The organism is Streptacidiphilus fuscans (assembly GCF_015690355.1).
Classification (GTDB): domain Bacteria; phylum Actinomycetota; class Actinomycetes; order Streptomycetales; family Streptomycetaceae; genus Streptacidiphilus; species Streptacidiphilus fuscans.
Map to the genome: position 1 here is coordinate 593,000 of NZ_JADPRT010000003.1, position 24,061 is coordinate 617,060.

Annotated in this window: 23 protein-coding genes; 17 read left to right on the forward strand and 6 right to left on the reverse strand. The window is 71.0% G+C overall.

Going from position 1 to position 24,061, the window contains the following annotated elements; genetic code table 11:
• Positions 1 to 104 precede the first annotated feature (104 nt).
• Positions 105 to 665, forward strand: a complete 561-nt coding sequence (locus tag I2501_RS09855) for a type III secretion system chaperone family protein (RefSeq protein WP_196193484.1) — start codon at positions 105 to 107, stop codon at positions 663 to 665.
• A 116-nt stretch (positions 666 to 781) separates the two neighbouring features.
• A complete protein-coding gene (locus I2501_RS09860; RefSeq protein ID WP_328806304.1) occupies positions 782 to 1,789 on the forward strand; it encodes a L,D-transpeptidase in 1,008 nt (335 codons plus the stop codon).
• A gap of 144 nt (positions 1,790 to 1,933) precedes the next feature.
• Here the strand turns inward: I2501_RS09860 and I2501_RS09865 are convergent, their stop codons facing one another.
• The gene (locus tag I2501_RS09865) at positions 1,934 to 2,911 is read right to left on the reverse strand and encodes a zinc-binding dehydrogenase (protein WP_196193485.1); all 978 of its coding nucleotides are present in this window, start codon (positions 2,909 to 2,911) and stop codon (positions 1,934 to 1,936) included.
• 146 nt (positions 2,912 to 3,057) lie between these two features.
• Here I2501_RS09865 and I2501_RS09870 point away from each other — a divergent pair, with 146 nt between their 5' ends.
• Entirely contained in the window at positions 3,058 to 4,227 is a 1,170-nt protein-coding gene (locus I2501_RS09870) for a pyridoxal phosphate-dependent aminotransferase (protein WP_196193486.1), read from the forward strand.
• 62 nt (positions 4,228 to 4,289) lie between these two features.
• Here I2501_RS09870 and I2501_RS09875 read toward each other — a convergent pair whose 3' ends face one another.
• On the reverse strand, positions 4,290 to 5,363 hold the full coding sequence (locus I2501_RS09875; RefSeq protein ID WP_196193487.1) for an MFS transporter: 1,074 nt from the start codon (positions 5,361 to 5,363) through the stop codon (positions 4,290 to 4,292).
• A gap of 158 nt (positions 5,364 to 5,521) precedes the next feature.
• Here I2501_RS09875 and I2501_RS09880 point away from each other — a divergent pair, with 158 nt between their 5' ends.
• From I2501_RS09880 to pyrE, 6 genes are all read left to right on the forward strand, one after another.
• Positions 5,522 to 6,631 (forward strand): Lrp/AsnC family transcriptional regulator, encoded by a 1,110-nt coding sequence (locus I2501_RS09880; protein WP_196193488.1) that lies wholly within the window; start codon positions 5,522 to 5,524, stop codon positions 6,629 to 6,631.
• A gap of 408 nt (positions 6,632 to 7,039) precedes the next feature.
• The gene (locus I2501_RS09885; protein ID WP_196193489.1) at positions 7,040 to 7,546 is read left to right on the forward strand and encodes a DUF2617 family protein; all 507 of its coding nucleotides are present in this window, start codon (positions 7,040 to 7,042) and stop codon (positions 7,544 to 7,546) included.
• A gap of 173 nt (positions 7,547 to 7,719) precedes the next feature.
• Positions 7,720 to 9,366 (forward strand): spermine/spermidine synthase domain-containing protein, encoded by a 1,647-nt coding sequence (locus I2501_RS09890; RefSeq protein ID WP_196193490.1) that lies wholly within the window; start codon positions 7,720 to 7,722, stop codon positions 9,364 to 9,366.
• Between the two features lie 41 nt (positions 9,367 to 9,407).
• Positions 9,408 to 10,412, forward strand: a complete 1,005-nt coding sequence (locus tag I2501_RS09895; RefSeq protein ID WP_196193491.1) for an SRPBCC family protein — start codon at positions 9,408 to 9,410, stop codon at positions 10,410 to 10,412.
• 74 nt (positions 10,413 to 10,486) lie between these two features.
• Entirely contained in the window at positions 10,487 to 11,410 is a 924-nt protein-coding gene (locus I2501_RS09900) for an aldose epimerase family protein (RefSeq protein WP_196193492.1), read from the forward strand.
• A gap of 38 nt (positions 11,411 to 11,448) precedes the next feature.
• Positions 11,449 to 11,985: an orotate phosphoribosyltransferase gene (pyrE, locus tag I2501_RS09905; RefSeq protein ID WP_196193493.1), complete on the forward strand. Its 537-nt coding sequence runs from the start codon at positions 11,449 to 11,451 to the stop codon at positions 11,983 to 11,985.
• Between the two features lie 103 nt (positions 11,986 to 12,088).
• On the opposite strand, the gene I2501_RS09910 is transcribed toward pyrE, so the two are convergent.
• Entirely contained in the window at positions 12,089 to 12,826 is a 738-nt protein-coding gene (locus I2501_RS09910) for a DedA family protein (protein ID WP_196193494.1), read from the reverse strand.
• 201 nt (positions 12,827 to 13,027) lie between these two features.
• On the opposite strand from I2501_RS09910, the gene fbaA reads away from it, so the two are divergent.
• On the forward strand, positions 13,028 to 14,056 hold the full coding sequence (gene fbaA, locus I2501_RS09915; RefSeq protein WP_328806305.1) for a class II fructose-bisphosphate aldolase: 1,029 nt from the start codon (positions 13,028 to 13,030) through the stop codon (positions 14,054 to 14,056).
• Positions 14,057 to 14,135: 79 nt separating this feature from the next.
• On the opposite strand, the gene I2501_RS09920 is transcribed toward fbaA, so the two are convergent.
• Both I2501_RS09920 and I2501_RS09925 read right to left on the reverse strand, forming a co-directional pair.
• Positions 14,136 to 14,555, reverse strand: coding sequence for a DUF3151 domain-containing protein (locus I2501_RS09920; protein WP_196193496.1), 420 nt, complete (start codon positions 14,553 to 14,555; stop codon positions 14,136 to 14,138).
• 142 nt (positions 14,556 to 14,697) lie between these two features.
• Positions 14,698 to 15,525, reverse strand: coding sequence for a diacylglycerol kinase (locus tag I2501_RS09925; RefSeq protein WP_196193497.1), 828 nt, complete (start codon positions 15,523 to 15,525; stop codon positions 14,698 to 14,700).
• 132 nt (positions 15,526 to 15,657) lie between these two features.
• On the opposite strand from I2501_RS09925, the gene I2501_RS09930 reads away from it, so the two are divergent.
• From I2501_RS09930 to I2501_RS09955, 6 genes are all read left to right on the forward strand, one after another.
• Positions 15,658 to 16,941, forward strand: a complete 1,284-nt coding sequence (locus I2501_RS09930) for an adenylosuccinate synthase (RefSeq protein WP_196193498.1) — start codon at positions 15,658 to 15,660, stop codon at positions 16,939 to 16,941.
• A gap of 146 nt (positions 16,942 to 17,087) precedes the next feature.
• Positions 17,088 to 17,684 carry a GNAT family N-acetyltransferase gene (locus I2501_RS09935; protein ID WP_196193499.1) on the forward strand — a complete coding sequence of 199 codons (597 nt, stop codon included), beginning with the start codon at positions 17,088 to 17,090 and terminating at the stop codon, positions 17,682 to 17,684.
• Positions 17,685 to 17,695: 11 nt separating this feature from the next.
• A complete protein-coding gene (locus I2501_RS09940; protein WP_196193500.1) occupies positions 17,696 to 18,160 on the forward strand; it encodes a GNAT family N-acetyltransferase in 465 nt (154 codons plus the stop codon).
• A gap of 146 nt (positions 18,161 to 18,306) precedes the next feature.
• A complete protein-coding gene (locus I2501_RS09945) occupies positions 18,307 to 19,680 on the forward strand; it encodes an aspartate aminotransferase family protein (RefSeq protein ID WP_196193501.1) in 1,374 nt (457 codons plus the stop codon).
• A 228-nt stretch (positions 19,681 to 19,908) separates the two neighbouring features.
• Positions 19,909 to 20,655 (forward strand): GntR family transcriptional regulator, encoded by a 747-nt coding sequence (locus I2501_RS09950; protein ID WP_196193502.1) that lies wholly within the window; start codon positions 19,909 to 19,911, stop codon positions 20,653 to 20,655.
• Between the two features lie 101 nt (positions 20,656 to 20,756).
• A complete protein-coding gene (locus tag I2501_RS09955) occupies positions 20,757 to 21,404 on the forward strand; it encodes a hypothetical protein (protein ID WP_196193503.1) in 648 nt (215 codons plus the stop codon).
• A gap of 170 nt (positions 21,405 to 21,574) precedes the next feature.
• On the opposite strand, the gene I2501_RS09960 is transcribed toward I2501_RS09955, so the two are convergent.
• The gene (locus I2501_RS09960; protein ID WP_328806294.1) at positions 21,575 to 22,366 is read right to left on the reverse strand and encodes an SLATT domain-containing protein; all 792 of its coding nucleotides are present in this window, start codon (positions 22,364 to 22,366) and stop codon (positions 21,575 to 21,577) included.
• Between the two features lie 323 nt (positions 22,367 to 22,689).
• Here I2501_RS09960 and purD point away from each other — a divergent pair, with 323 nt between their 5' ends.
• Positions 22,690 to 23,946: a phosphoribosylamine--glycine ligase gene (purD, locus tag I2501_RS09965; RefSeq protein ID WP_196193504.1), complete on the forward strand. Its 1,257-nt coding sequence runs from the start codon at positions 22,690 to 22,692 to the stop codon at positions 23,944 to 23,946.
• Positions 23,947 to 24,061: the final 115 nt, after the last annotated feature.

Consider the following 24,061-nt stretch of genomic DNA (forward strand, 5'->3'; position numbering starts at 1 on the left):
CCCCGTTCCGGCCCCTTCCGAGGGGGTGGTGACACTGGGCGATGCACCCCTGGGTGAGGCAGGATGAAGACCGGCAAGCCGTAATCCCGAAGGGAACCTCTCTCGTGAGCATCGACCCGTCCGCCATCCCCAACTTCGGCGGGCCGAACCCGCAGCCGCAGCCGCAGCAGGGGCCGCCGCCGGTCGTCGTCCCCGACGCCGAGCTGGTCAAGCAGCTGCTGAACCAGATGGAGCTCAAGCACGGCGTGGACGGCGAGGGCGACGTCGTCGCCCCCTGGGAGGAGTTCCAGGTCTACTTCATGTTCCGCGGCGAGCAGAAGGAGCTCTTCGCGGTCCGTGCGTTCTACAACCACGCCCACGACCTCGGCGCCAAGCCGGAGCTGCTGGAGGCGCTGGACGAGTGGAACCGCGAGACGCTGTGGCCGAAGGTCTACACGGCCACCCAGGACGACGGTGTGCTCCGCGTGGTCGGCGAGGCGCAGATGATCGTCGGCATGGGCGTGAACATCAACTACTTCGCGGCCATGGTCGTCAACTGGGTCCAGGCCTCGGTCACCTTCAACCAGTGGATCAGCGAGCGCCTGGGTCTGGTCAAGGAGGTCGACGGGGACGGCGCCGACGGTGACCAGCCCGGCGATGACGATGGAAACAGCACCGAGTCCTAATCTTGACCTTTGCTTTACATGCTGCCTGCAACCGCTTGCGTAGGGTTCGAAGTCTGTAGACGTGTCGGGACGTCTGGTGACGATGTGGCGTGAGCGGAGCAGGTGGCGTGGGACGCGTGGGGCGGATCAAGAACACCATAGGGATGGCGCTGCTGGCCGGCGCTGTGCTGGCCGGGGCGAGCGGCTGCGGGGGCAACGCCTCCGCCGCGGCGTCCAAGGGGACGTCGGCCTCGCCGGTGGCCGGCGCGAGTGCGAGTGCGAGCCAGCCGGCCAAGCCGACTGCCAGCCCCTCGCCGACGCATCCGGCCGGTCCGCCGCTCGAACTGGATTCCATATCCCCGGTGGACGGGGCCCAGGTCGGCGTCGCGATGCCGATATCCGTGGTCTTCTCCAATCCGGTCGCCAGCTCCGCCCGCAAGGCCGTCGAGCAGGCGCTGAAGGTGACCTCGTCGACGCCGGTCGTCGGCGCCTGGCACTGGTACAGCGACACCCGCGTGGACTTCCGGCCGCAGAGCTACTGGCCGTCGGGCACCAAGGTCTCGATCAACGCCAATCTCGACAACGTCGGTGACGGCAACGGTCGTTGGGGCACCCACAACTACCACCACAGCTTCACCATCGGCCCGGACACCGAGACCCAGGTCAGCGTTCCCGGCCACTCGATGAAGGTCTACCGCAACGGTCAGCTGGTGAAGACCATGCCGATCGACGCGGGCAGCCCGGACTTCCCGTCCTGGGACGGCACCATGGCCGTGATCGACAAGCAGCCCGAGGTCCGGATGACCTCCTGCAGCGTCGGCATCACGTGCGACAAGAGCAACCCGAACTTCTACGACCTGACGCTGCCCTGGGACGTCCACCTGACGTTCTCCGGCACCTACGTCCACTACTCGACGGGCGACCCGTACCCGGGCCACAGCTACGGCTCGCACGGCTGCGTCCACCTGTCGCTGAGCGACGCCGAGTGGTACTACAACTACGTCGAGGTCGGCGACCCGGTCACCATCTCCGGCTCCCCGCGCGGCAAGGCCGCCGGCGACAACGGCTACGCGGCGTTCAACCTCAGCTGGAGCGACTGGCTGTCGGGCAGCGCGGCCGGTCAGGTCACCACGACCACGAGCTGAACACGAGAACAGCTGAACAGCTGAGGGTTGATCCACGGAGACGGCCGGTGCGCTTGACGCACCGGCCCTACAACAGCTTAACTGTTGGGGTTTGATCCCGGTCCCCGGCGGGGGGGTTTCCCCCCCCGCCCGTCTCCTTTTTGTTCAGGGCAGCAGCACGGTCTTGCCGACGGTCTCCCGGCGTTCGATCGCCGCATGGGCGGCTGCCGCGTCCCGCAGCGGGAAGGTCTGGCCGACCAGCGTCCGGATGCGTCCGGCCGCGACGGCGGCGAGCAGGTCGCGGGTCTGGCGGAACTGGACCTCCGGGCTGCGTGCGCCGGTCGGCGGGCCCCAGTAGGCGAGGCTGGTGACGCCGCGCTGCTCGGCCTCGCCCGGCGCGATCGCCGTGCCCACGCCGCTGCTGAACCCGAAGGCGACGAACCGGCCTCCGGGACGCAGCAGTTCGAACGCCTCCCGGCCGATGGCGCCCCCAACGCCGTCGAAGACCACGCTGACTCCCGCCTCGTGCAGCGCGGACGACCAGCCGGGCTCGGCGTAGTCCAGGACGGTGTCCGCGCCGAACTCCTCGGCCAGCGCCAACTTCCGCTCGCCGCGGGCCAGTCCGACCACCTGGCGGACGCTGGCCTGCCGGGCCAGCTGCAGCAGCAGCGTGCCGACGGCGCTCGCGGCCGACTCCACCAGCACCACGTCGTCCGGGCCCAGCTCGGCCAGTTCGGTCAGGCCGACCGCCGTCCGCCCGGTGCCGAGCAGGGAGACGGCCGCGGCCGCGCCGAGCGACTCCGGGATCCGATGAATGTCCTGCTCGCGCAGGAGCGCCGACTCGGCGTAGCCGCCGCCCTGTTGGGTCCGTCCGGCGACCCGTGCGCCGACCAGCGACGGATCGACGCCCTCGCCGGTCGCCGCCACCGTCCCCGCGACCTCGTTTCCCGGCACCCAGGGCAGCACGGGCGGCGCGAGCGGCGTCCCGGCCATCAGGCCCGCCCGCACCTGCGTCTCCACGAACTGCACCCCGGCCGCCTCGACCCGCACCAGCAGCTCGCCCGGCCCCGGGACGAGGTCCGGCACGCTCTCCAGCCGCAGTTGCTCCGGCCCGCCGTACTCCCGCACCACGCTCGCCAGCATCGCGCCGTCCCTTCGTCCCGTCGAACTTCCGTCGCTTCGGACGCTACGCGCCCAGGACGGTGACGGCCTCGGTCGTCGGACCGATCTCGGCTGGGACCTTTCGCCGGGGCCGCCCAGCAGTCACAGGCAGGCCCTATGCTGCGCTCATGAGCAACAGGCCGCTGTTGAACCGCCGTCTGGCGGGCATGGGGACGACGATCTTCGCCGAGATGTCGGCGCTGGCCACCGCGACCGGCTCGATCAACCTCGGGCAGGGCTTCCCGGACACCGACGGTCCGGAGGAGGTCCGCGAGGCGGCGGTCCGCGCGCTGCGGGAGGGCCGGGGCAACCAGTACCCGCCCGGCCCCGGCGTCCCCGAGCTGCGGCAGGCGATCGTCGAGCACCAGCAGCGGTTCTACGGCCTCGGCTACGACCCGGACACGGAGGTCCTGGTCACCGCCGGTGCCACGGAGGCGATCGCCGCCTCGCTGCTGGCCCTGCTGGAGCCGGGCGACGAGGTCATCGCCTTCGAGCCGTTCTACGACTCCTACGCGGCGTGCATCGCCATGGCCGGTGCCACCCGTGTCCCGCTCACGCTGCGCGCGCCCGACTTCCGCCCGGACCTGGACGAGCTCAGCGCGCTGATCACCCCGCGCACCCGCCTGCTGCTGCTCAACACCCCGCACAACCCGACCGGCACCGTCCTCACCGCGGACGAGCTCTCCGCGATCGCGGCCCTCGCCGTCGAGCACGACCTGCTGGTCGTCACCGACGAGGTCTACGAGCACCTGGTCTTCGGCGCGTCCGTTCACCGCCCGATCGCCGCGCTCCCGGGCATGCGCGAGCGCACGGTCTCGATCTCCTCGGCCGGGAAGACCTTCTCCTTCACCGGCTGGAAGGTCGGCTGGGTCACCGCCGCACCGGAACTGGTCGCGGCGGTCCGCACCGCCAAGCAGTACCTGACGTACGTCTCCGCAGGCCCGTTCCAGTACGCGGTCGCCGAGGCCCTGCGGCTGCCCGACACGTACTTCGCCACCTTCCGCTCCGAGTTGGAGCGCAAGCGCGACCTGCTGGACGCGGGCCTGCGCACGGCCGGGTTCGAGGTCTACGAGCCGCAGGGCACGTACTTCATCACCACCGACGTCGCGTCGTTCGGCGAGAAGGACGCGTACGCGTTCTGCCGCGCCCTGCCGGAACGTTGCGGCGTCGTCGCGATCCCCAACTCGGTCTTCTACGACGACAAGGAGGCGGGCCGCAGCCAGGTCCGCTTCACCTTCTGCAAGCAGGACTCCGTCCTGGAGGACGCGGCGGAGCGGTTGCAGCGCCTGCGCGCCTGACTTTGCCCACCAAGGGGCGTTGCACTGCCTCAGAGCCCCGCGCCCCTGCAACTGGCTGTCTGTCAGACCTGCACGGCCTGCTCCTCCGAGCGGGGCTCGGGGAGGTGCACAGCTGCCGCGCCGGAGGCGACGTGGCGGCGGACCAGGGCGAGGACCAGGAGGCCGGCGACGATGCCGGTGCCGCCCGCCGTCAGGTAGACCAGGTCGAGGCCCGAGGCGTACGACGCGCGCAGCGAGGACCCGTGGAAGTGGCCCTGGAAGATCGTGCCCAGCACGGCGATGCCGAGCGCGTAGCCCAGCTGCCGCGCCGTGTTGAGCGCGCCGCTGGCCATGCCCGCGCGGGCCGGCGGGACCGCCGCCAGCGCCGTCGACATCAGCGTCGGTGTGGAGAGGCCGACGCCGACGCCGGTGATCAGCAGTCCGGGAAGCAGCGCGGTCCAGCCGGAGGACGCGGTGACCGCGGCCAGCATCATCGTTCCGCCGCCGATCAGCAGCAGCCCGATGCCGATGGGCAGTTGCGGCGTGACCTTGTGCAGCGCCTTGCCGCTGACCAGGGCGACCACGAAGGCGGAGAGCGCCATCGGCGACACCGCGAGACCCGCCGAGAGCGGGCTCAGTCGCAGCGCCTCCTGCAACCACAGGGAGGTGTAGGTCAGTTCGGCGAAGGCGGCGGCCGAGAGCAGCAGCCCGCCCAGGACCGGACCGACGGCCGCAGCCGCGCCGTTGACCGCGCCCCAGACGCCGAACGCGGTGCCGCGGTCCCGGCCGTGGTAGGCGGAGGCGAGCAGCGCGGTGGTCGAGGTCATCATCGCCGCGCCGCCGATGCCCTGCACGGCACGTGCGGTGATCAGCGTGGCCGCGTTCGGCGCCAGCCCGCACGCGAGCGAGGCGGCGGCGAAGACGACGAGGCCGGTGAGGTAGAGGCGGCGGTGGCCGACACGGTCGCCGAGCGAGCCGAGCGCCATCAGCAGGGCGGCCAGCGTCAGGGCGTAGATGTCCACGACCCACTGCAGCGAGGTGAACGAGGAGTTGAGGTCGGCCGCCATCTTCGGCAGGGCGACGTTCACGATGCTGACGTCGACCAGCAGCATGAACGCGCCGAGGCAGACGGCAGCCAGGGGTATCCACTTACGCATGGAGGACTCCGGGACGGACAGGAGGGACGAAGGACAGGACGGGCGAAGGACAGGGTGATCGGGCGATGTCGCGTGTTCCAGTGTCGGCGCCGTGCTGCCCGACCTCCACGCCGATCCGTCTCTGCTGACAGATTCCGACATCGTCGTACGCTGGCAGCATGGAAACCGACATCTCCGCACGTGCCGCCGCCCGGGCCGCCGAGGACGGCTACGACGAGCTGGACCGGCAGCTGGTGCAGGCGCTGCAGCTCGACTCCCGCGCCCCGTTCAGCCGGATCGCTGAGGTGCTCGGCGTCTCGGACCAGACCGTCGCCCGTCGGTACGCGCGGCTGCGTGACCGGGGCAGCGTCCGCGTGCTCGGCCTGAGCGAGGCGACCGCGCTCGGTGAGGTGCGCTGGCACGTTCGGGTGCAGTGCATCCCGGGTGCGGCGCCCGCCGTGGCCGACGCGCTGGCCAGGCGGGAGGACACCACCTGGGTCAGCCTCGGTTCGGGCGGCGCGGAGATCAACTGCACCACACGGGCCCATCCGGACGCGCAGCACGACAACCTGCTGCTGCAACGGCTGCCGCGCACGCCGAGCGTCGTCGGGGTGAGCGCGCACTGCGTGATGCACACGTACTTCGGCGGCGCGCACAGCATCGCCCTCAAGTCCGGTGCGCTCAGCCCGGAACAGGTCGCGAAGCTGAGCCCGGGCGGCTTCCCGCCGCCCACCGGCTCGGCGGCCGGTCCGGGGACGGGTCGGGGGACGGGTTCGGGGACGGGTTCGGCGACCGGCCCGGTGAGCGTCGACGACGCGGACCGGCGGCTCTTCGAGGTCCTGGCCGTGGACGGGCGGGCCGGGCTGACCGAACTCGCCGCCGCCACCGGCTGGTCGGCGAGCACCGTGCGCCGTCGGATGGCCGAGCTGGAGGCGGCCGGCGTGCTCTACTTCGACCTCGACATGGACTGGCGGATCTTCGGCATCCGCAACGCCACGCTGCTCTGGCTCTCCGTCGCCCCCGCCGAACTGGACGTCACCGGCGCCGCGTTGGCCGAGCACTACGAGGTCGCCTACGCCTGCGCGACCACCGGTCCGACCAACCTGCACGCAGTGGTGCTGACCTCGGACGTCCAGGGCTTCTACACCTACCTGACCACCCGGATCGCCGCGTTGCCGGCGGTCCGTCAGGTCGAGACCGCCCCGGTCATGCGCAACGTCAAGGGCCCCGGACCCGTCCCGCTGCCACTGCGCGGCGCCCACCGCCCGCTGCGGCGGGCTGGGAGTTGACCCTGGGCGACGCCCAGGCCCCGCCAGGCACCGCGCCGCGCTCACGCGTACGGGTGAATGCCGGGCGTGCGGATGACGGCGGAACGCCCCGTTCGGGTGGCACACGGAAGGGTGAAGACGGCGGGCGTAGATATGGATGTATATGCCGTGGGAATGGGCGGCACGCACATGTCCGGAACTCTTCCTCGGATCATGGCACGTCACGGGCACAGACCGGTCACAGACGAGAATCTACGGACTGGTGATGGGGGCGCGGCGAAAATGGGTAAATCCCCTACGGACACGGAGTATTCGTGCTTCGCTGCTTCCTGAGTCCCCCGAATGTCCCTCCGTCGCGGCAGCATCGTGCCCACAGGCCGCAAGGGCTGTCACGGCGTCATCGAAGGACCCGAGTACGCGGAGCCGAGAATGCTCACCACCCTCCACACCCACTACACCGACACCCGTGCTGGTGACCTGGCCTGGTGCCTGGGCAGCAGCCTGCTTCCGGCACTTGCCGTATTGGACCTGGACCTCGGCCCGAACAGCATCCAACTCCGCCTGCTCGGCGCATCGCACCAGGTCATCCTGGGTGCGGGGGAGGAGGAGTGCGTGGAGACGGTGGCTTGTCTGCCGGGCCGCCGCACCCCCTTGCCCGCCCGGGTGGCCGAGCGCGTCCGGGGCTGGGAGTACGAATTCGCGGCCCGGGTCGAAACCCTCTCCTCGCACGAGTTCGCAGGCCGGGCGCAGGAGTTGCTTGCCCTGGTGGAGAACCATCCGCACGGCCTTGCCGGGGTGTTCCCCGGCGACCCGAATGCGTTCACCGCATTGCTGGCCGGCGGTGACGAGAGTGGCATCCTGTGGCGCACCTGGCATGCATATCCGCAGGAGGGTCAATTGGTGTGTACTCGGTCAACATTGCGCGCATTCGGCTGACAATCCATCAAATACGGCTGTAGGAACTGGAAGAAAGTGCTAGCGACCTGCTCGAAGGCCGTGGCTGAGCAGGCGAGTTGTGTGAACAGGCGTGCGAGACGTCAAGGCGACACGATGAACCGCCACTCCCGTGGGCGACGTGGTTGCCCGCTCCCGTCGCCTAGCGTTTCTGCGTGATCAACCCTTCCCCCCGCGCCGCCCGGCTGCTGGTGCTGCTCGCAGCCTTCGTCTGCGCCGCATGCGGGTTGGTCTACGAGCTGGACCTGGTCGCCCTCGGCAGCTACCTGTTGGGCGACTCCGTCACCCAGGCGTCCGTCGTCCTGTCCGTGATGGTCTGCGCGATGGGCGCCGGGTCACTGCTGGCGAAGCGGTTCACCAGACGTCCGGCGTCCTCGTTCGCACTGGTCGAGAGCGCGTTGGCGCTGATCGGCGGGCTTTCGGTGCTCGCGCTCTACGGCTGCTTCGTCTGGTTCGGCCACTACCAGGTCGCGTTGGTCGCGGTCGCCTCGCTGATCGGCCTGCTGATCGGCGCGGAGATCCCGCTGCTGATGACGCTGATGCAGCGGGTCCGCCGCCAGGAGGCCGGGCGGGCCGTCGCTGACCTGTTCGCGGCCGACTACGTGGGCGCGCTGATAGGCGGGTTGGCCTTCCCCTTCCTGCTGCTGCCGACCCTCGGCCAGCTCACCGGCGCGCTGGTGACCGGCGTGGTCAACACCGTTGCGGGCGGCCTGATCGCGCTCTGGATCTTCCGTAGGGAGCCCGCGCCCCGGGCCAGGCTGCTGCTCTGGCTGCTCAGCGGCGCGGTGGTCGCGATCCTGCTGCTGGCGTGGGCGGGCAGCGGCGCGTTCGAGCGGGCGGCCCAACGGCGGCTCTACGGCGGCCCGGTACGGGTCAGCGAACAGAGCCGGTACCAGCAGATCGTGGTCACCGGGCAGCTGGGGTCGGGCGGCTCGTCCGGACAGGCCGGGGCCTACGGCCCGGACGCGCAGGACGCGCAGGCAGTGCCGGGCGGTGCCGCTCGGCAGTCCGACATCGCGGCAGCCGGCGCGCTCGGCGGTCCCGGCCGGCTGGTGGACGCCGCCGCGCTGACCTCCGTCCGCGTCTACCTCGACTCCCGGATCGCCGTCTGCGGCCGGGACCAGGCCGCCTACCACGCGGCGCTGACCGGACCCGCGCTGGTCGGCCCACACGCCCGGGTGCTCGTCCTCGGCGGCGGCGACGGGCTGGCGGCCCGTCAGGTGCTGGACACCCCCGGCGTCCGCAAGGTGACCCTGGTCGAGCAGGACCCCGACCTGCTCCAGCTGGCCCGGACCGATCCGGTCCTCTCCACCCTCAACCGGCACGTCCTGGACGACCCCCGCGTGGACACCGTCACCGCCGACGCCTTCGGCTGGCTGCGCACCGCGCCGCGCCAGGAACACCCCTACGACGTGATCGTCGCCGACCTGCCAGGCCCCCAGCTCGACGACGCCGACAAGCTCTACACCAGCGAGTTCTACGGCCTGGTCCGCCGGATGCTGGCGCCCGGCGGACGGCTGGTGGTGCACGCGGGCAGCCGCCTCTGGTCGGTGGCCGACACCGTCCGCTCGGTCGGCCTCTCGGTCCTCGCCTACGACGCCGACGGCCGTGGCGGCTGCGGTCCGGTCGCCACACCCACCTGGAGTTTCGTCCTGGCGGCGGCCGCTCCGGCGCACGGCGGACAGCCCCTCGCCCTGCCGTACGGCCCGTCCCACGACCTGCAGGGAGTGCCCTCGCTCCACGTCCTCACCGAGCCGCGCGGGCACGCCGACCGGGTCACCACGCTGCTCGATCCGCGCTGAACCGGCTCTTCCCGCGCGACGGGTGGGTAGGCTCACCAGGCATGGAGCATGAGGTTCTGGTACCACTGTCGCCGCGGGCCCTCCAGCGATCCCTGGGCCGATCCGAGCTGCTCGCGGTCTGCCTGCCGGGATTCACCCCGGACCAGCCCGCCACCGACGGCGCCGTGCCCGAAGTGCCGGCCCAGGGCGACGGCTCCGACGCCGCGCACGCCTCGGGGACTCCGCTGCTGGCCGGACGGCTCAAGCTGCGCGTCGGCTCCTCCTCCATCACCTACCGCGGGCGACTGCGACGTCTCGACGACAACGACGCCGACAGCGCAGGTGGCCAAGCATTCGAAGTCGACGGCGAGCAGTCGGTCGGCAGTGGCAGCATCACCGGCACGGTCCGGGTGCGGCTGGAGCCGCTGGCGGAGGACGCGTTCACGACCCGGGTGGTCTTCCTGACGACGCTTCAGGGCAAGGGCCGGATCGAGGAATTCTCGTCCTCGACACTGGCGACGGCGGGACGCCGTCTGCTGGACCGATTCTGTGCCGAACTGTCCACGCGTGCGGAGCGGATGGAGGACCTGGCGGCGGAGGCAGACGAAGCTGACGCCCCTGACGAGGCCGACGCAACCGACGAAACTGACGCCGCAGAAACGTCCGATCCGCTGGAGGAAGGGTTCGACGACGACGCCGAACTCTTCCTGGTCCAGGGCTTCGGCGAGTTGAACGACCTGAGCGACCTCGGGGACCTGAGCGAGCTGGGTGACCTCGGCGAACTCGGTGAGCCCGCCACGGTCGAGTCGGCACGCCGCAGCATGGTCGGCCGCTCGGCCGAGGAGGTCGACCACGCGCCGCCGCGCGGACGGTACGCCCCGGTCCTGGCGCCCCGCAGCGCCCGCTCCCGCGCGTCCGCGCGCTGGGGCACCACGGAGCGCCGGATGGGCGAGCCCCCGGTCGCCGAGCTGGAGCGGCCGCGCACACCCTGGCTGGTCGGCGGCGGCGTCGCCCTGCTCGGCGGCGCGTTCGTCCTGGTCCGCGCCCTCCGCCGCCACTCGCGCTGACCGACTGCCGCGCCGCACGTCCGGAACGCCGGCTCGCCGCAGCGGCAAACCCACCGATCCGAAGGGAACCACCCGTGCACCACCCCGCCCCCGTCCTGCTCGCCGTGGGCGACGTCGCTGTGACCGTGCTGCCCGGCGACGGCTGCCGGGTGGGCAGCCTGCGGCTAGGCGACGTCGAACTGCTGCGCACCGCGCCGGAACCGGCGACAGAGAAGGCGGAGAAGGCGGAGCAAGGGAAGCACGGCGAGCAAGCGGAGGCGTGGGAAGCCTTCGGCCACGGTTCGTTCCCGATGGCTCCCTATGCGGGTCGGGTGGACCGGGGGCTCTTCAACAACGGGCCGATCCGGCACCACCTTCCGCTCGACCTGCCCCCGCACGCCGCCCACGGCACCGTGGTCCGCCGTGCCTGGCGCGCCGTCGGGCCTGTCGTCACCGGTGCGGACGGCACGGAGTTCTCCGGCCGGGAGATCCCCGAGGGCACCGTGTCCGCCGCCTTTGTCTGCGACCTCACCGACCCGTGGCCCTACCCGGGCCGGGTCTCCCAGCTGTTCGAACTGACCCAGGACCAACTGCGCATCACCCTGTCCGTCGAGGCGCTGCGGGACTCGTTCCCGGCGCAGGCCGGGTGGCACCCCTGGTTCCGCAAGCAGCTGCGGGCGGACGGACCGTCCGCCGTCCTCGACTTCTCCCCGGCGTGGCAGGAGGAACGCGGCGCCGACCACCTCCCGACCGGGCGGCGGATCGACCCCCTCCCGGGTCCGTGGGACGACTGCTTCGCCCTGCCGGACGGCGTCCGCGCCTCGCTGCGCTGGGGTGACGAGCTGACGCTGGCCGTGGAGAGCGACTGCACCTGGCTGGTCGTCTTCGACGAGCAGGACGACGCCGTGGCGGTCGAACCGCAGTCCGGCCCGCCGAACGGCCTCAACACCGCGCCGCACCTGGTCACCCCGATCGAGCCGCTCGAAGTGACCACCACCTGGAGCTGGCAGCGCGGCTGAGCGGGAAGGGCACCGGACAGGCCCTAAGCTGGAGCCTCATGAGTACCTCGCGTGACGCGCTTCTCGAAGAGATCAAGAACAAGGCCGTTGTCCACGGCAAGGTGACCCTGTCCTCCGGGCTGGAGTCCGACTACTACATCGACCTTCGCCGCATCACGCTGGACGGCACCGCCGCACCGCTCGTCGGCCAGGTCATGCTGGACCTCACCAAGGACCTCGACTTCGACGCGGTCGGCGGGCTCACGCTCGGCGCCGACCCGGTCGCGACCTCGATGCTGCACGCGTCCGCCGCGCGAGGCGAGCGCCTGGACGCCTTCGTGGTCCGCAAGGCCCAGAAGGCGCACGGCATGCAGCGCCGGATCGAGGGCACCGAGGTCAAGGGCCGCCGGGTCCTGGTCGTCGAGGACACCTCCACCACCGGCGGCTCGCCGCTGACGGCTGTCGAGGCCGTCCGCGAGGCGGGTGGCGAGGTCGTCGCCGTCGCCGTGATCGTCGAGCGCGGCGCCGCCCCGGCCATCGCCGAGGCCGGCCTGCCCTACCTGGCCGCGTACCAGCTGGCCGACCTGGGCCTCTGAGTCGGCTCGTCCCGGCAGAACGACTACGGCTGCGGCCCCCGGACCTGGTCCGGGGGCCGCAGCCGTAGTCGTTGTCGTATTCGGTGTCGACGTCGTCAGGCGGTCACCGCTTGCGGTGGCGACCGCCGCTGGTGACCGGCACCCGCGCGGAATCCGCGCTCTCCTCGGCCCCCGCGCCCGACGCCGTTGCCGCCGGAGCGCCCCCGCCCCGCCGGCCCTTCAGCACCTCGATCAGGATCGGCGTCAGCGACAGCAGCACGATCACCAGCACCGCCGGAACCAGGTACTTGTCGATCACCGGCGCCATCGAGTCGCCGAACTTGTAGCCGATCAGCAGCATGACCTCGGTCCACACCACGCCGCCGAGCGCGTTCCAGACGAAGAACGTCCGCGCGGGCATCTCCAGCGTTCCGGCGACCGGGTTGAGGAAGGTCCGCACCACGGGGATGAAGCGGGCCATCACCACCGCCTTGGCCGGGCCGAAGCGGTTGAAGTACTCCTCGGCCTTGTCCACGTGCGACCGCTTGAAGAGCCGCGAGTTCGGCCGGTCGAACATCCGGGTGCCGATCTTCGCGCCGAGCAGGTGGCCGAGCTGCGCCCCGGCGATCGCGCACAGCGGTGCGGCGATCAGCAGCGTCCCGACGGACATCTGGGTACCGAGCAGCGCCTTGCCCGCCCCCGACGCGGCCACGCCCGCCAGGATCAGCAGCGAGTCGCCGGGCAGGAAGAAGCCGATGAGCAGGCCCGTCTCGGCGAAGATGATCGCGAGCAGTCCCACCGTGCCGACCTGGGCGATGAGCGCCTTGGCGTCGAGCAGGTTGAGCGCGAGATTCTGGGTCACCCGCGCAGAGTATCGGGCGAGGGTGTCCGTACGCTGTGCCGCCGGGTCACGCAAGGTGTCGCACCTGCTGCAGGTCACCCTGTGACCTGCCCTCGGGCGGGATGAACCCCTTGCGCCGGGGTGCGAGAATGGCGCCGGTGCCCGGTCGACGACGTCCGGCGTGCGCCCTTCCCCCGCGTAGACGCCCACCGACAGGAGCGGATCCGAATGCCTATCGCAACGCCCGAGGTCTACAACGAGATGCTGGACCGGGCCAAGGCAGGCAAGTTCGCCTACCCGGCGATCAACGTCACCTCCTCGCAGACCCTCAACGCGGCCCTGCGTGGCTTCGCCGAGGCGGAGAGCGACGGCATCATCCAGATCTCCACCGGTGGGGCGGAGTTCCTGGGCGGCCAGTACAGCAAGGACATGGTGACCGGCGCGGTCGCCCTGGCCGAGTACGCGCACATCATCGCCAAGAAGTACCCGGTCACGGTCGCGCTGCACACCGACCACTGCCCCAAGGACAAGCTGGACGGCTACGTCCGCCCGCTGCTGGCGATCTCCGCCGAGCGCGTGGCCCGTGGCGAGAACCCGCTCTTCCAGTCGCACATGTGGGACGGCTCCGCCGAGACCCTGGGCGACAATCTGGCCATCGCCGAGGAACTGCTGGCCCAGGCCCGCGCCGCCAAGATCATCCTTGAGGTCGAGATCACCCCGACCGGCGGCGAGGAGGACGGCGTCTCCCACGAGATCAACGACTCCCTCTACACCACGGTCAACGACGCGGTGCGCACCGCCGAGGCCCTGGGTCTGGGCGAGAAGGGCCGCTACCTGCTGGCCGCCTCCTTCGGCAACGTCCACGGCGTCTACAAGCCGGGCAACGTCGTGCTCAAGCCGGAGCTGCTGCGCGAGCTGCAGGACGCGATCGGCAAGCAGTACGGCAAGACCGACCCGTTCGACTTCGTCTTCCACGGCGGCTCCGGCTCCTCCGCCGAGGAGATCGAGACCGCGCTGGAGAACGGCGTCGTCAAGATGAACCTCGACACCGACACCCAGTACGCCTTCACCCGCCCCGTCGTGGACCACATGTTCCGGAACTACGACGGTGTGCTGAAGGTCGACGGCGAGGTCGGCAAGAAGTCCGCCTACGACCCGCGCACCTGGGGCAAGCTCGCCGAGGCGGGCATGGCCGCCCGCGTCGGCGAGGCTGCCAACCAGCTGCGTTCGGCGGGCAACAAGCTCAAGTAGGGCTTGGTCCGCAAGCTGTGCAGAAGGCCCCGGAACCTGGTGGTTCCGGGGCCTTCGCGCGGTCTCTGTTCCTACGGGCCTACTGCTTGAGCTCGGCGTACGCCTCGGCGCTGCTGTCCTCGAGGAACTTCCAGCAGCGGGCGGCCTCGTCGGTCTCGCCGATGGAGTCGGCGGCGCGGGCCAGCGCGGCCAGGCAGCGCAGGAAGCCGCGGTTGGCGCGGTGCTCCCACGGGACCGGCCCGTGGCCCTTCCAGCCGGCACGGCGCAGCTGGTCGAGGCCGCGGTGGTAGCCGGTGCGGGCGTAGGCGTAGGACTCGACCACTCGGCCGGCCGCGAAGGACTCGTCCGCCAGCTGCGCCCAGGCCAGGGAGAAGGTGGGGAACGCCGCCGCGATCTGCGCGGGCGAGGCGGACTCTTCGGCCATCTGCTTGTAGGGCTGCTCGTCCTCGGGCAGGAGGGTCGGCTCAGGTCCGCCGAGCAGGTTCTCGTGAATGGTCATGGCAGTCAGTCTGCCACTCCGCCTTGGGCCCCAAGCCCCGTCGTTCGCATCGATCCGGTGCATCGTGCCCGGTCCATCGTGCACGGCCGATCGGGCCGACGCGTCGGGCTCACGCGTCAGGCCTGCGCGCACAGCCGACGCGTCAGGCCGGGACGCGCAGCGTCCAGGCTGACGGCTCGACGGTCCAGGTGCGCTCGTGGACCGGCGGGCTCAGCGCGTGGTCGGCCTCGTAGGTGAAGAGTCCGCCCGCGCCACCGGCCACCGTGACCTGCCGGGCCTGGACGGTGAGGGGTATCGCGCCGCGGCCGTTCCGGGCGCTGATCCGCACCTCCGCGCTGCCCTCACTGCTGCGCAGGGCGAGACCGCGCATCGGGTGGGCCGGGTCGGCCAGCAGCCTGCCGTCGGCCTCGACGCGCAGCGGCGGCTCGGCGGGCTCCCGCGCGGAGGGCGATGCCAGGGCCTGGACCACCCTGCGACCCACAGTTGTCCACCAGGCGGACGCTACCGTGTTCGCCCTGGGCGAACAGGCCCCCGGGATCCGGACTGCGTCCAACACCACGCCGCCGTGCTCGTCGACCAGCAGGTCGAGCGACCGGTCCGCGCCGCCCACCACGGCCCGCGCGGCCCGGACCGGATGCGTCGCCGCGCCCAGCGCTCGCGCCACCTCGACCCGGTGCCCTCGGCCCACCGGGATCACCCCGACCGGGGCCGCGCCCAGCGTCGCCTGCTGGTGGAGGAGTTGGACGACCTGCTGGAGGTAGCGGTCGTCGCCGATCACCACCGGTCGCCGCCGACCCCGTCTGGCCAGCACTCGCTCAAGATCGAGCAGGCTCTCCGGCACCACCGCCTTCATCGGCAGCGCCGCGCCCAGCACGTCCCTGGCAACCCGCACCGACTCGCCGTCGTGCGACAGCGCCGCCGGTGAGACCAGGACCAACACGGGCTCACCCACCGAACGCTCAGCCGACACCGCGGTCCTTCCTCGGGTAATCTCTCGGTGTAAGAGCCCCTTGCGCTTTTGCGCCAGGGGCTTGGTCTATCCGGGGCCAGTGCGGCGACCTTTCGCCGTGAGTTGTGCCCCGCCCGAAAGGGGTGTACGCCTGTGCCCGCACTCGTGCTGGTCGGCGCTCAGTGGGGAGACGAGGGCAAGGGGAAGGCAACCGACCTTCTCGGCGGCTCTGTCGACTATGTGGTCCGCTATCAGGGCGGCAACAACGCCGGTCACACGGTGGTCGTAGGCGATCAGAAGTACGCACTGCATCTCCTCCCGTCCGGCATCCTCAGCCCGAACTGCGTCCCGGTCATCGGGAACGGCGTCGTCATCGACCCGGCGGTGCTGCTCTCCGAGCTGGCCGGCCTGCAGGACCGCGGTGTGGACACCTCGAAGCTGCTGATCTCCGGCAACGCCCACCTGATCACCCCGTACCACCGGACCATGGACAAGGTCTCCGAGCGGTTCCTGGGCAAGCGGAAGATCGGCACCACCGGGCGCGGCATCGGCCCCTCCTACGCCGACAAGATCAACCGCATCGGCATCCGGGTGCAGGACCTCTTCGACGAGAGCATCCTGCGCCAGAAGGTCGAGGCGGCACTCAGCGACAAGAACCAGATCCTGGTCAAGCTTTACAACCGCCGCGCCATGCCGGCCGACCTGGTCGTCGAGGAGTACCTCGGCTACGCGGACAAGCTCCGCCCGTTCGTCGCCGACACCGCGCTGCTCCTCAACCAGGCGCTGGAGGACGGCAAGGTCGTCCTGATGGAGGGCGGCCAGGGCACCCTGCTCGACGTGGACCACGGGACGTACCCCTTCGTCACCTCGTCCAACCCGACCTCGGGCGGCGCCTGCACCGGCACCGGCATCGGTCCGACCAAGATCGACCGCGTGATCGGCATCCTCAAGGCCTACACCACCCGCGTCGGCTCCGGCCCGTTCCCGACCGAGCTCTTCGACGAGGACGGCGAGGCGCTGCGCCGGATCGGCGGCGAGCGTGGCGTGACCACCGGCCGTGACCGCCGCTGCGGTTGGTTCGACGCGCCGATCGCCCGCTACGCGACCCGGATCAACGGTCTGACCGACATCTTCCTGACCAAGCTCGACGTGCTGACCGGTTGGGAGCAGATCCCGGTCTGCGTCGCGTACGACATCGACGGCCAGCGCTTCGACGAGGTGCCCTACTCGCAGACCGACTTCCACCACGCGAAGCCGATCTACGAGATGCTGCCGGGCTGGTCCGAGGACATCACCAAGGCGAAGACCTTCGACGACCTGCCGAAGAACGCCCAGGACTACGTCAAGGCGCTGGAGGAGCTCTCCCGCTGCCGCATCTCCGCCATCGGCGTCGGCCCCGGCCGCACCGAGACGATCCAGGTGCACTCGCTGCTGTAGCAGCAGCCGATCCGGCTGATCAGGCCCCCGCCCCTTCGGGCGGGGGCCTTTTCGCGCCCACCCGCAACCCCACGACCCACCTCCCTTTGTTTGCACTAATGCAGATACTGATTGCATCTAGTTCAAATGGGCATTATGTTTCGAGCATGACCGCGAAGACGCCCCTTCCCGTCGCGCTGACCGGCCGGCACATCCGCCTTGAGCCGCTCACCGTCGACCACGCCCCCGCCCTCTGGGAGTCGCTGCGCCCGTCGGTGGACGACGTGTTCCGTTGGCTCCGGGCGACCCCGCGCAGCGGCGAGGAGCTGGCCGAGGTCATCGAAGCGCTGCTGAACGGCCCGGACCGCTGCCTCGGCTTCGCCGTCGTCGACCTGACGACTGGGCGGCCCGTGGGTTGGACCACCTATCTGGACATCCAGGAGCAGCACGAACGCCTGGAGATCGGCTGGACCTGGTACGCCCGCTCGCACTGGCGCACCGCCACCAACACCGAGGCCAAGCTGCTGCTGCTCACCCACGCCTTCGAGGATCTCGGCTACGGCCGGGTCCAGTGGAAGACCGACATCCGCAACGAGCGCTCCCAGAACGCCATCGCCCGCCTCGGAGCGCAGCGCGAGGGAGTGCTGCGGCGCCAGGTGCAGCGCGCGGACGGGACCTGGCGCGACAGCGTCTACTTCGGCATGAACATCGACGAGTGGCCGGCGGCCAAGGCCAGGCTCACCGAACGACTCGCAAAGGGCTGAATCTCATCATCATGGCTGACACGACCATCAGCGCCCCGACCGTCTCCGCCCCCACCGCCGAGGACTACCCGCGCTGGCGCGAGCTCTTCATCGGCTATGCCACGTTCTACCACGTCGAACTGACGGAGGAACGGCTCGCGGAGTCCTGGGCCTGGATCCACGACGTAAACCACCCCGTCGAGTGCCTGCTGGCGCGCGACGCTGACGGAACCGCGATCGGGCTGGCGCACTTCGCCCCCGACCACTCCCCGCTGCGCGGCACCCGCGGCTTCCTGCACGACCTCTTCGTGGACCCGGCCCGACGCGGCAGCGGTGCCGTGGACGCCCTCCTCGGCGAGCTGCGCCGGATCGCCCGCGAGCGGGGCTGGTACCAGATCCGCTGGAACACCGCCGACGACAACTACCGCGCCCGCGCGGTCTACGACCGGCATGGCGAGAAGACCCCGTTCCTGCTCTACGTGATGCCCGCCGAGTGAGGCGGTTCGGCTGAGGCCCGCGGGGCCGCATGCCGCATCACCCCTGGTGGCTTGGAGGATCGGCTGACAGCTTGTCGCCCTGCCCCCGGATCATCAGACAGGATGTCGGTACCGGGGGCGGTAAGGCGAAAAATACGCTGGTGGGCATGACGATCTCCCCAGGCCCCTCTGTTGACGCAGACCCGGCGCTCGGCCAGGCGGTCAAGGCTGCCGACCGTGCCCACGTCTTCCACTCGTGGTCCGCGCAGTCCGTGATCGACCCCCTCGCCGTGGCCGGGGCCGAGGGCTCGTACTTCTGGGACTTCGAGGGAAAGCGCTACCTCGACTTCTCCTCCCAGCTGGTCAACACCAACATCGGCCACCAGCACCCGAAGGTCGTCGCCGCGATCCAGGAGCAGGCCGCCAAGCTCTGCACCTTCGCGCCGGCCTTCGCGATCGAGGCCCGCTCCGAGGCGGCTCGGCTGATCGCCGAGCGCACCCCGGGCGACCTCGACAAGATCTTCTTCACCAACGGCGGCGCCGAGGCCAACGAGAACGCCATCCGCATGGCGCGCCTGCACACCGGCCGCCAGAAGGTGCTCTCCACCTACCGCTCGTACCACGGCGCCACGGCCAACGCGATCGCCCTGACCGGCGACCCGCGTCGCTGGCAGAACGAGATCGGCGTCTCGGGCGTCGTGCACTTCTGGGGTCCGTACCCGTACCGCTCCAACTTCCACGCCGGGAACGAGGCGCAGGAGTGCGAGCGCGCGCTTGCGCACCTGGAGCAGGTCATCGCGTTCGAGGGTCCGCAGACCGTCGCCGCGATCATCCTGGAGACCGTCGTCGGCACCGCCGGCATCCTTATCCCCCCGGCGGGCTACCTCGCGGGCGTCCGTGAGATCTGCGACCGCTACGGGATCGTCTTCATCCTGGACGAGGTCATGGCCGGCTTCGGCCGCACCGGCGAGTGGTTCGCCGCCGACCACTGGGGCGTCACCCCCGACCTGCTGACCTTCGCCAAGGGCGTCAACTCCGGTTACGTCCCGCTGGGCGGCGTCGCGATCAGCGGCGAGATCGCCGCGACCTTCGCCGAGCGCCCGTTCCCCGGCGGCCTGACCTACTCGGGCCACCCGCTGGCCTGCGCCTCCGCTGTGGCGACGATCAACGCCATGGCCGAGGAGGGCATCGTCGAGAACGCCAAGCACATCGGCGAGACCGTCATCGGCCCCGAGCTCCGGGCCATGGCCGAGCGTCACCCGTCCGTGGGCGAGGTCCGCGGCCTGGGCGTCTTCTGGGCGGTCGAGCTGGTGAAGAACCGCGAGACCCGCGAGCCGATCACCCCCTACAACGCGGCGGGCGCCGCCAACGCGCCGATCGCCGAGCTGGCGGCGGAGTGCAAGAAGCGCGGGCTGTGGCCGTTCACCAACATGAACCGCTTCCACGTCGTGCCGCCGTGCAACGTCAGCGAGTCCGAGGTCAAGGAGGGTCTCGCGATCCTCGACGAGGTCCTCACGCTGACCGACGCGCACACGGTCTGAGTCCGGGCACTGTCGACGTGTACATGCCCTGACCTGCAGGTTTATTGGTCGGATGACTTCACCAGGTCGTGACTTCTCCTGAATCACATTGGCCCCGCAACCCCTCCGAACGGGGGATGCGGGGCCTTACCATTGGGAGGCCTGGACCGGCAGTATGCGGATGACAGGGGACCAACCAGGTGGAAGCGGGCAAGTAGATCAGTCGGGAAGAAGGCGGAGGCAACGGTCATGCCGAGTGGCAGAGCCCCCGAGCGCCCTTTCCCGGCCGTGGTCCAGCGCAGTTCACTGCGCGAGCAGGTCGCCGGGGCGCTCCGTGAGGAGCTGATGGCCGGTCGCCTCGCCGCCGGCCGCCACTTCACCGTCAAGGAGATCGCCGAGCTCTACGGCGTCTCCGCCACCCCGGTCCGCGAGGCCCTCGTCGACCTGGCGGCCCAGGGCCTGCTTGTGGTCGAGCAGGGCCGCGGGTTCGCCGTGCCGCGCTACACCTGGGACGACTTCATCGACATCGTCGAGGCCAGGTCGCTGGTGATCGACGGCATCTTCCGCCGCGGGCGCCCACGCATGGCCTTTCTCGACGGCACGGCCGTCCCGTCCCTGCGCCGTCGCGCGGACGCGGCGGTCCGGGCGGCGCGCACCGGACAGCTGGACGTCCTGGTCGGCTGCGACCGCCGCTTCTGGGCGGAGCTCGGCAGGTTCGCCGGGAACCGGCGCATCAGCGACTACCTGGACCAGCTCCGGGTCCAGTACTGGATCTTCGCCTCCGCGTACCTGCGGGGCCGCGAGGACCTGGCCGCGTTCTGCTGGTCCCGCCATCTGGAGCTGGTCGAGCGGATCGAGGCCCGCGACATCCCCGGCGTCCACCGGATGCTGGTCGACTACAACGACGAGTCCCTCCGCCAGATGTCCATGCTCTGCGGCGAGCCGCTCCCGCAGGTCCCGGGGCAGCGCGCGCCCGTCCCCGAACCGGGTCCGTGACCGCGGGCAACGCAGTAGGGTGGACAGCCCCGGATCGCCGCTGCGATCGGCAGTCTGTGATCGTTGTCCGAGAACCCCGTCGACACCGTCAGGAGAGCGTGTTGGCCTGTGACGTCTGGCTCGTCCCACTGGTCGACCTGCTGGTGCTCAGCCCTGACAACCCGTTCGCCGAGGACCTGGAGATCTACAACGGGTCCCTGACGGCCGCCGGGCTGCCGCAGGTGCCGGTCTTCCAGTACATGCCGGGCCTGAGCGGCGACGTCGAGCCGGTCGCGGCGTTCGACTACGACTCGCTGCACTTCCTGCGCCGCGCGTACCTGCTCCAGCTGACCGGCCTCGACGTCACGCCGGTGGACGAGCTGGGCGGCGACTACGAGCAGTTGCTGGAGATGTTCGAGTCGACGGCCGAGCAGAGTCACCTGGTCTGGCACTTCGACCACGCCGGGGCGTACGTCCCGCTGGACTTCGACCTCCCGGTCGTCGACGACGCGCTGCTCGCCACCGGCGGCCCGCTGGGTTCGGTGCAGCGGCTCCTCAAGGAGCTGGAGGCAGTGGCCCCGCACATCGGGATCGACCCGGCGCTCCCGCCCGTCCCGGTCCGCCCGGTCGCGCCGACGACGCTCGAAGGCCCCGCGTTTCCCCCTCCGGGGCAGGACGGCCCCTACTCCCGCGAACGCCACGCCTGGACCGGCCTCCACGCCGCGGCGACGCGCGCCCTCGCGCAGGGGTCGATGATCGTCTTCGCCTGAGGGAGCCCTTTCGCTCTCGCAGGTAGTTGCAGCACACAAGGGGCGGGGGGAACTGCGCGAAAGCCACCCTGCGAGGTAGAGCCCCGAACGTTGAGGCCATCCGCACGGGGTGGTTGTTCGCGCAGTTCGCCGCGCCCCTGAGCAGAGTGCAACGTCCCCTCTGCGGAAGGTCAACGCAGCGGGGACTCCGGGGGCCGCTGCCGGGGCATCGTGGGGCGGTTGCCGATCGTGGGGAGGACGCGGACCTGCGCGTTCGCGCCCTCGACGCGGCCGCCCCAGGTACCCGCCGTCTGCGTCGGCAGCTGGGTCATGGAGGCGCGGAACTCCAGCATCCACTCCGAGGTCTCGGCGCGGACCATGTCCGACACGTCCTCACAGAACCGGCGCAGCACGCCGAGACACCGCTCCGCGGCCTCGCTCGCGGTGCCCTCGGTCGGGCCGAGCACCTCGCGGACGCACTCCGACGCCCAGTCGAACTGGAACGCCTCCAGCCGTCGCTGCAGCGCATGCGCGGTGCTGACGTCCCGCATCCAGCCGCTGGTCAGACCGAAGACGCGGTCGGCCAGCAGGCTGCACCCCGCGAGCAGGAGCAGCACGTAGCCCCAGTCCTGGCCCGGCCGCCAGACGCCCGTCAGGGCGATCATCGGCATGACCGCGCCGCCCACGGCGAGCAGCGCCGCCATCCCGCGCAGCAGCCGCGCGCCGCCGCGCTTCCAGCGGCGGTCGCGGTGGTACCAGTCGATCGCCTCGACCGCGCGCTCCTCCGACCAGCGGTACAGCTCCTCCAGACGCTCCGCGGGCTCGCCCCAGTCGCCCAGGGGGAACTGGCGCACGCTCAGGTCACGTCCACCACCTGCCGAGCGCGGCGCGGGCACGGCTGGAGCCGCCGTGGCTGACGTGTCCTCAGCCCCGGCCTCCTTGCCCCAGGAGGACTCCTCGGGCTGCATCTCCGGCTGGCTCACCGTGGAACTCCCTGTCCTTCGGCCTGCTCGGCTTCCAAGAGCTACTTCTTACCGCCAAATGGCTGACCGTGGTGGCGGTTCAGGTCGGATTGTTGTGCGAAATCGTGCAGGTTTCGCATGGTCGGCGCAGGGATCCGGCTCTCTGCGGCCCGTGCATATCTCACCCCTACGAGTGGGTGTTTCGTTGGCACGGATCTGACCGGTTGCCGGATTGTTGCGAATTGTCTCTTTGGTTGTGATGAAGCGGAGATGGACGAGGCGCGCGGCGTGCCCGGCACCCGGCCGGAACCCGGCCCTCCTGCTAGGCACTAGGCTCTGGGGGTGTGAAGGTCCTTGTCATCGGCGGCGGCGCCCGCGAACACGCCCTGTGCCGCGCGCTCTCGCTCGATCCCGAAGTCACCTCCCTGCACTGCGCGCCCGGCAACGCCGGCATCGCCCAGGTCGCCCAGGTCCACGCCGTGGACCAGATGGACGGCCGGGCGGTAGCCGACCTCGCCGTCGAGCTCGGCGCCGAGTTCGTCGTCGTCGGCCCGGAGGCCCCGCTGGTCGCGGGCGTCGCCGACGCCGTCCGCGAGCGCGGCATCCCCGTCTTCGGCCCCAGCGGCGAGGCCGCGCAGCTGGAGGGGAGCAAGGCGTTCGCCAAGGACGTCATGGCCGCCGCCAACGTTCCCACCGCGCGCTCCTACGTCTGCACGACCGCCGAGGAGGTCGCCGAGGCGCTGGACGCCTTCGGCGCGCCCTACGTGGTCAAGGACGACGGCCTGGCCGCCGGCAAGGGCGTCGTGGTCACGGACGACCTCCAGGTCGCCAAGGACCACGCCGCGGGCTGCGACCGGGTGGTCATCGAGGAGTTCCTCGACGGCCCCGAGGTCTCCCTCTTCGCCGTCACCGACGGCACCACCGTCGTCCCGCTCCAGCCCGCACAGGACTTCAAGCGCGTGGGCGACGGCGACGCGGGTCCCAACACCGGCGGCATGGGCGCGTACTCGCCGCTGCCGTGGGCGGACCCGAAGCTGGTCGAGGAGGTCCAGGAGACCGTCCTCCAGCCCACCGTCGACGAGCTGCGCCGCCGGGGCACGCCCTTCTCCGGCCTGCTCTACGCCGGCCTGGCGATCACGTCGCGCGGCGTGCGGGTGATCGAGTTCAACGCGCGCTTCGGCGACCCGGAGACGCAAGTCGTGCTGGCGCGGCTGAAGACGCCGCTCTGCGGGCTGCTGTACGCGGCGGCGACGGGCCACCTGGCCGACTTCCCCGAGCTGCGGTGGCGTGACGGCGCGGCGGTGACGGTCGTGGTCGCGTCCGAGGGCTACCCGGCGTCCCCGCGCAGCGGCGACCCGATCGGCGGCCTCGCCGAGGCCGAGACCGAGGACGGCACGGCCTACGTCCTGCACGCGGGCACGCGGCTGGCTGAGGACGGCGAGACGGTGCTGAGCGCGGGCGGCCGCGTCCTCTCGGTGACCGCGATGGGCAAGGACCTCACCGAGGCCCGCGCCCGTGCGTACGACTCCGTCGCGAAGATCACCCTCCAGGGCAGCCACCACCGCTCCGACATCGCGGCCAAGGCCGCGGCGGGGGAGTAGCAGCACCTTTCTGCTCCCGCAGGCAGTTGCACTACCAGGGGCGCGGGGCTCTGCCGATGTGCGGAGCCCCGCGCCCCTTGGCAGTGCAACTCCCTGCGGGAGCGATAGGTCGCCG

Bases quoted from the DNA above. Each gene is read 5' to 3' on its own strand.
- I2501_RS09870 (WP_196193486.1), top strand. From the start codon at position 3,058: ATGAGCAACAGGCCGCTGTTGAACCGCCGTCTGGCGGGCATGGGGACG.
- I2501_RS09875 (WP_196193487.1), bottom strand. From the start codon at position 5,363: ATGCGTAAGTGGATACCCCTGGCTGCCGTCTGCCTCGGCGCGTTCATG.
- I2501_RS09940 (WP_196193500.1), top strand. From the start codon at position 17,696: ATGGCTGACACGACCATCAGCGCCCCGACCGTCTCCGCCCCCACCGCC.
- I2501_RS09865 (WP_196193485.1), bottom strand. From the start codon at position 2,911: ATGCTGGCGAGCGTGGTGCGGGAGTACGGCGGGCCGGAGCAACTGCGG.
- I2501_RS09895 (WP_196193491.1), top strand. From the start codon at position 9,408: ATGGAGCATGAGGTTCTGGTACCACTGTCGCCGCGGGCCCTCCAGCGA.
- I2501_RS09950 (WP_196193502.1), top strand. From the start codon at position 19,909: ATGCCGAGTGGCAGAGCCCCCGAGCGCCCTTTCCCGGCCGTGGTCCAG.
- I2501_RS09920 (WP_196193496.1), bottom strand. From the start codon at position 14,555: ATGACCATTCACGAGAACCTGCTCGGCGGACCTGAGCCGACCCTCCTG.
- I2501_RS09935 (WP_196193499.1), top strand. From the start codon at position 17,088: ATGACCGCGAAGACGCCCCTTCCCGTCGCGCTGACCGGCCGGCACATC.
- I2501_RS09880 (WP_196193488.1), top strand. From the start codon at position 5,522: ATGGAAACCGACATCTCCGCACGTGCCGCCGCCCGGGCCGCCGAGGAC.
- I2501_RS09945 (WP_196193501.1), top strand. From the start codon at position 18,307: ATGACGATCTCCCCAGGCCCCTCTGTTGACGCAGACCCGGCGCTCGGC.
- I2501_RS09885 (WP_196193489.1), top strand. From the start codon at position 7,040: ATGCTCACCACCCTCCACACCCACTACACCGACACCCGTGCTGGTGAC.
- pyrE (WP_196193493.1), top strand. From the start codon at position 11,449: ATGAGTACCTCGCGTGACGCGCTTCTCGAAGAGATCAAGAACAAGGCC.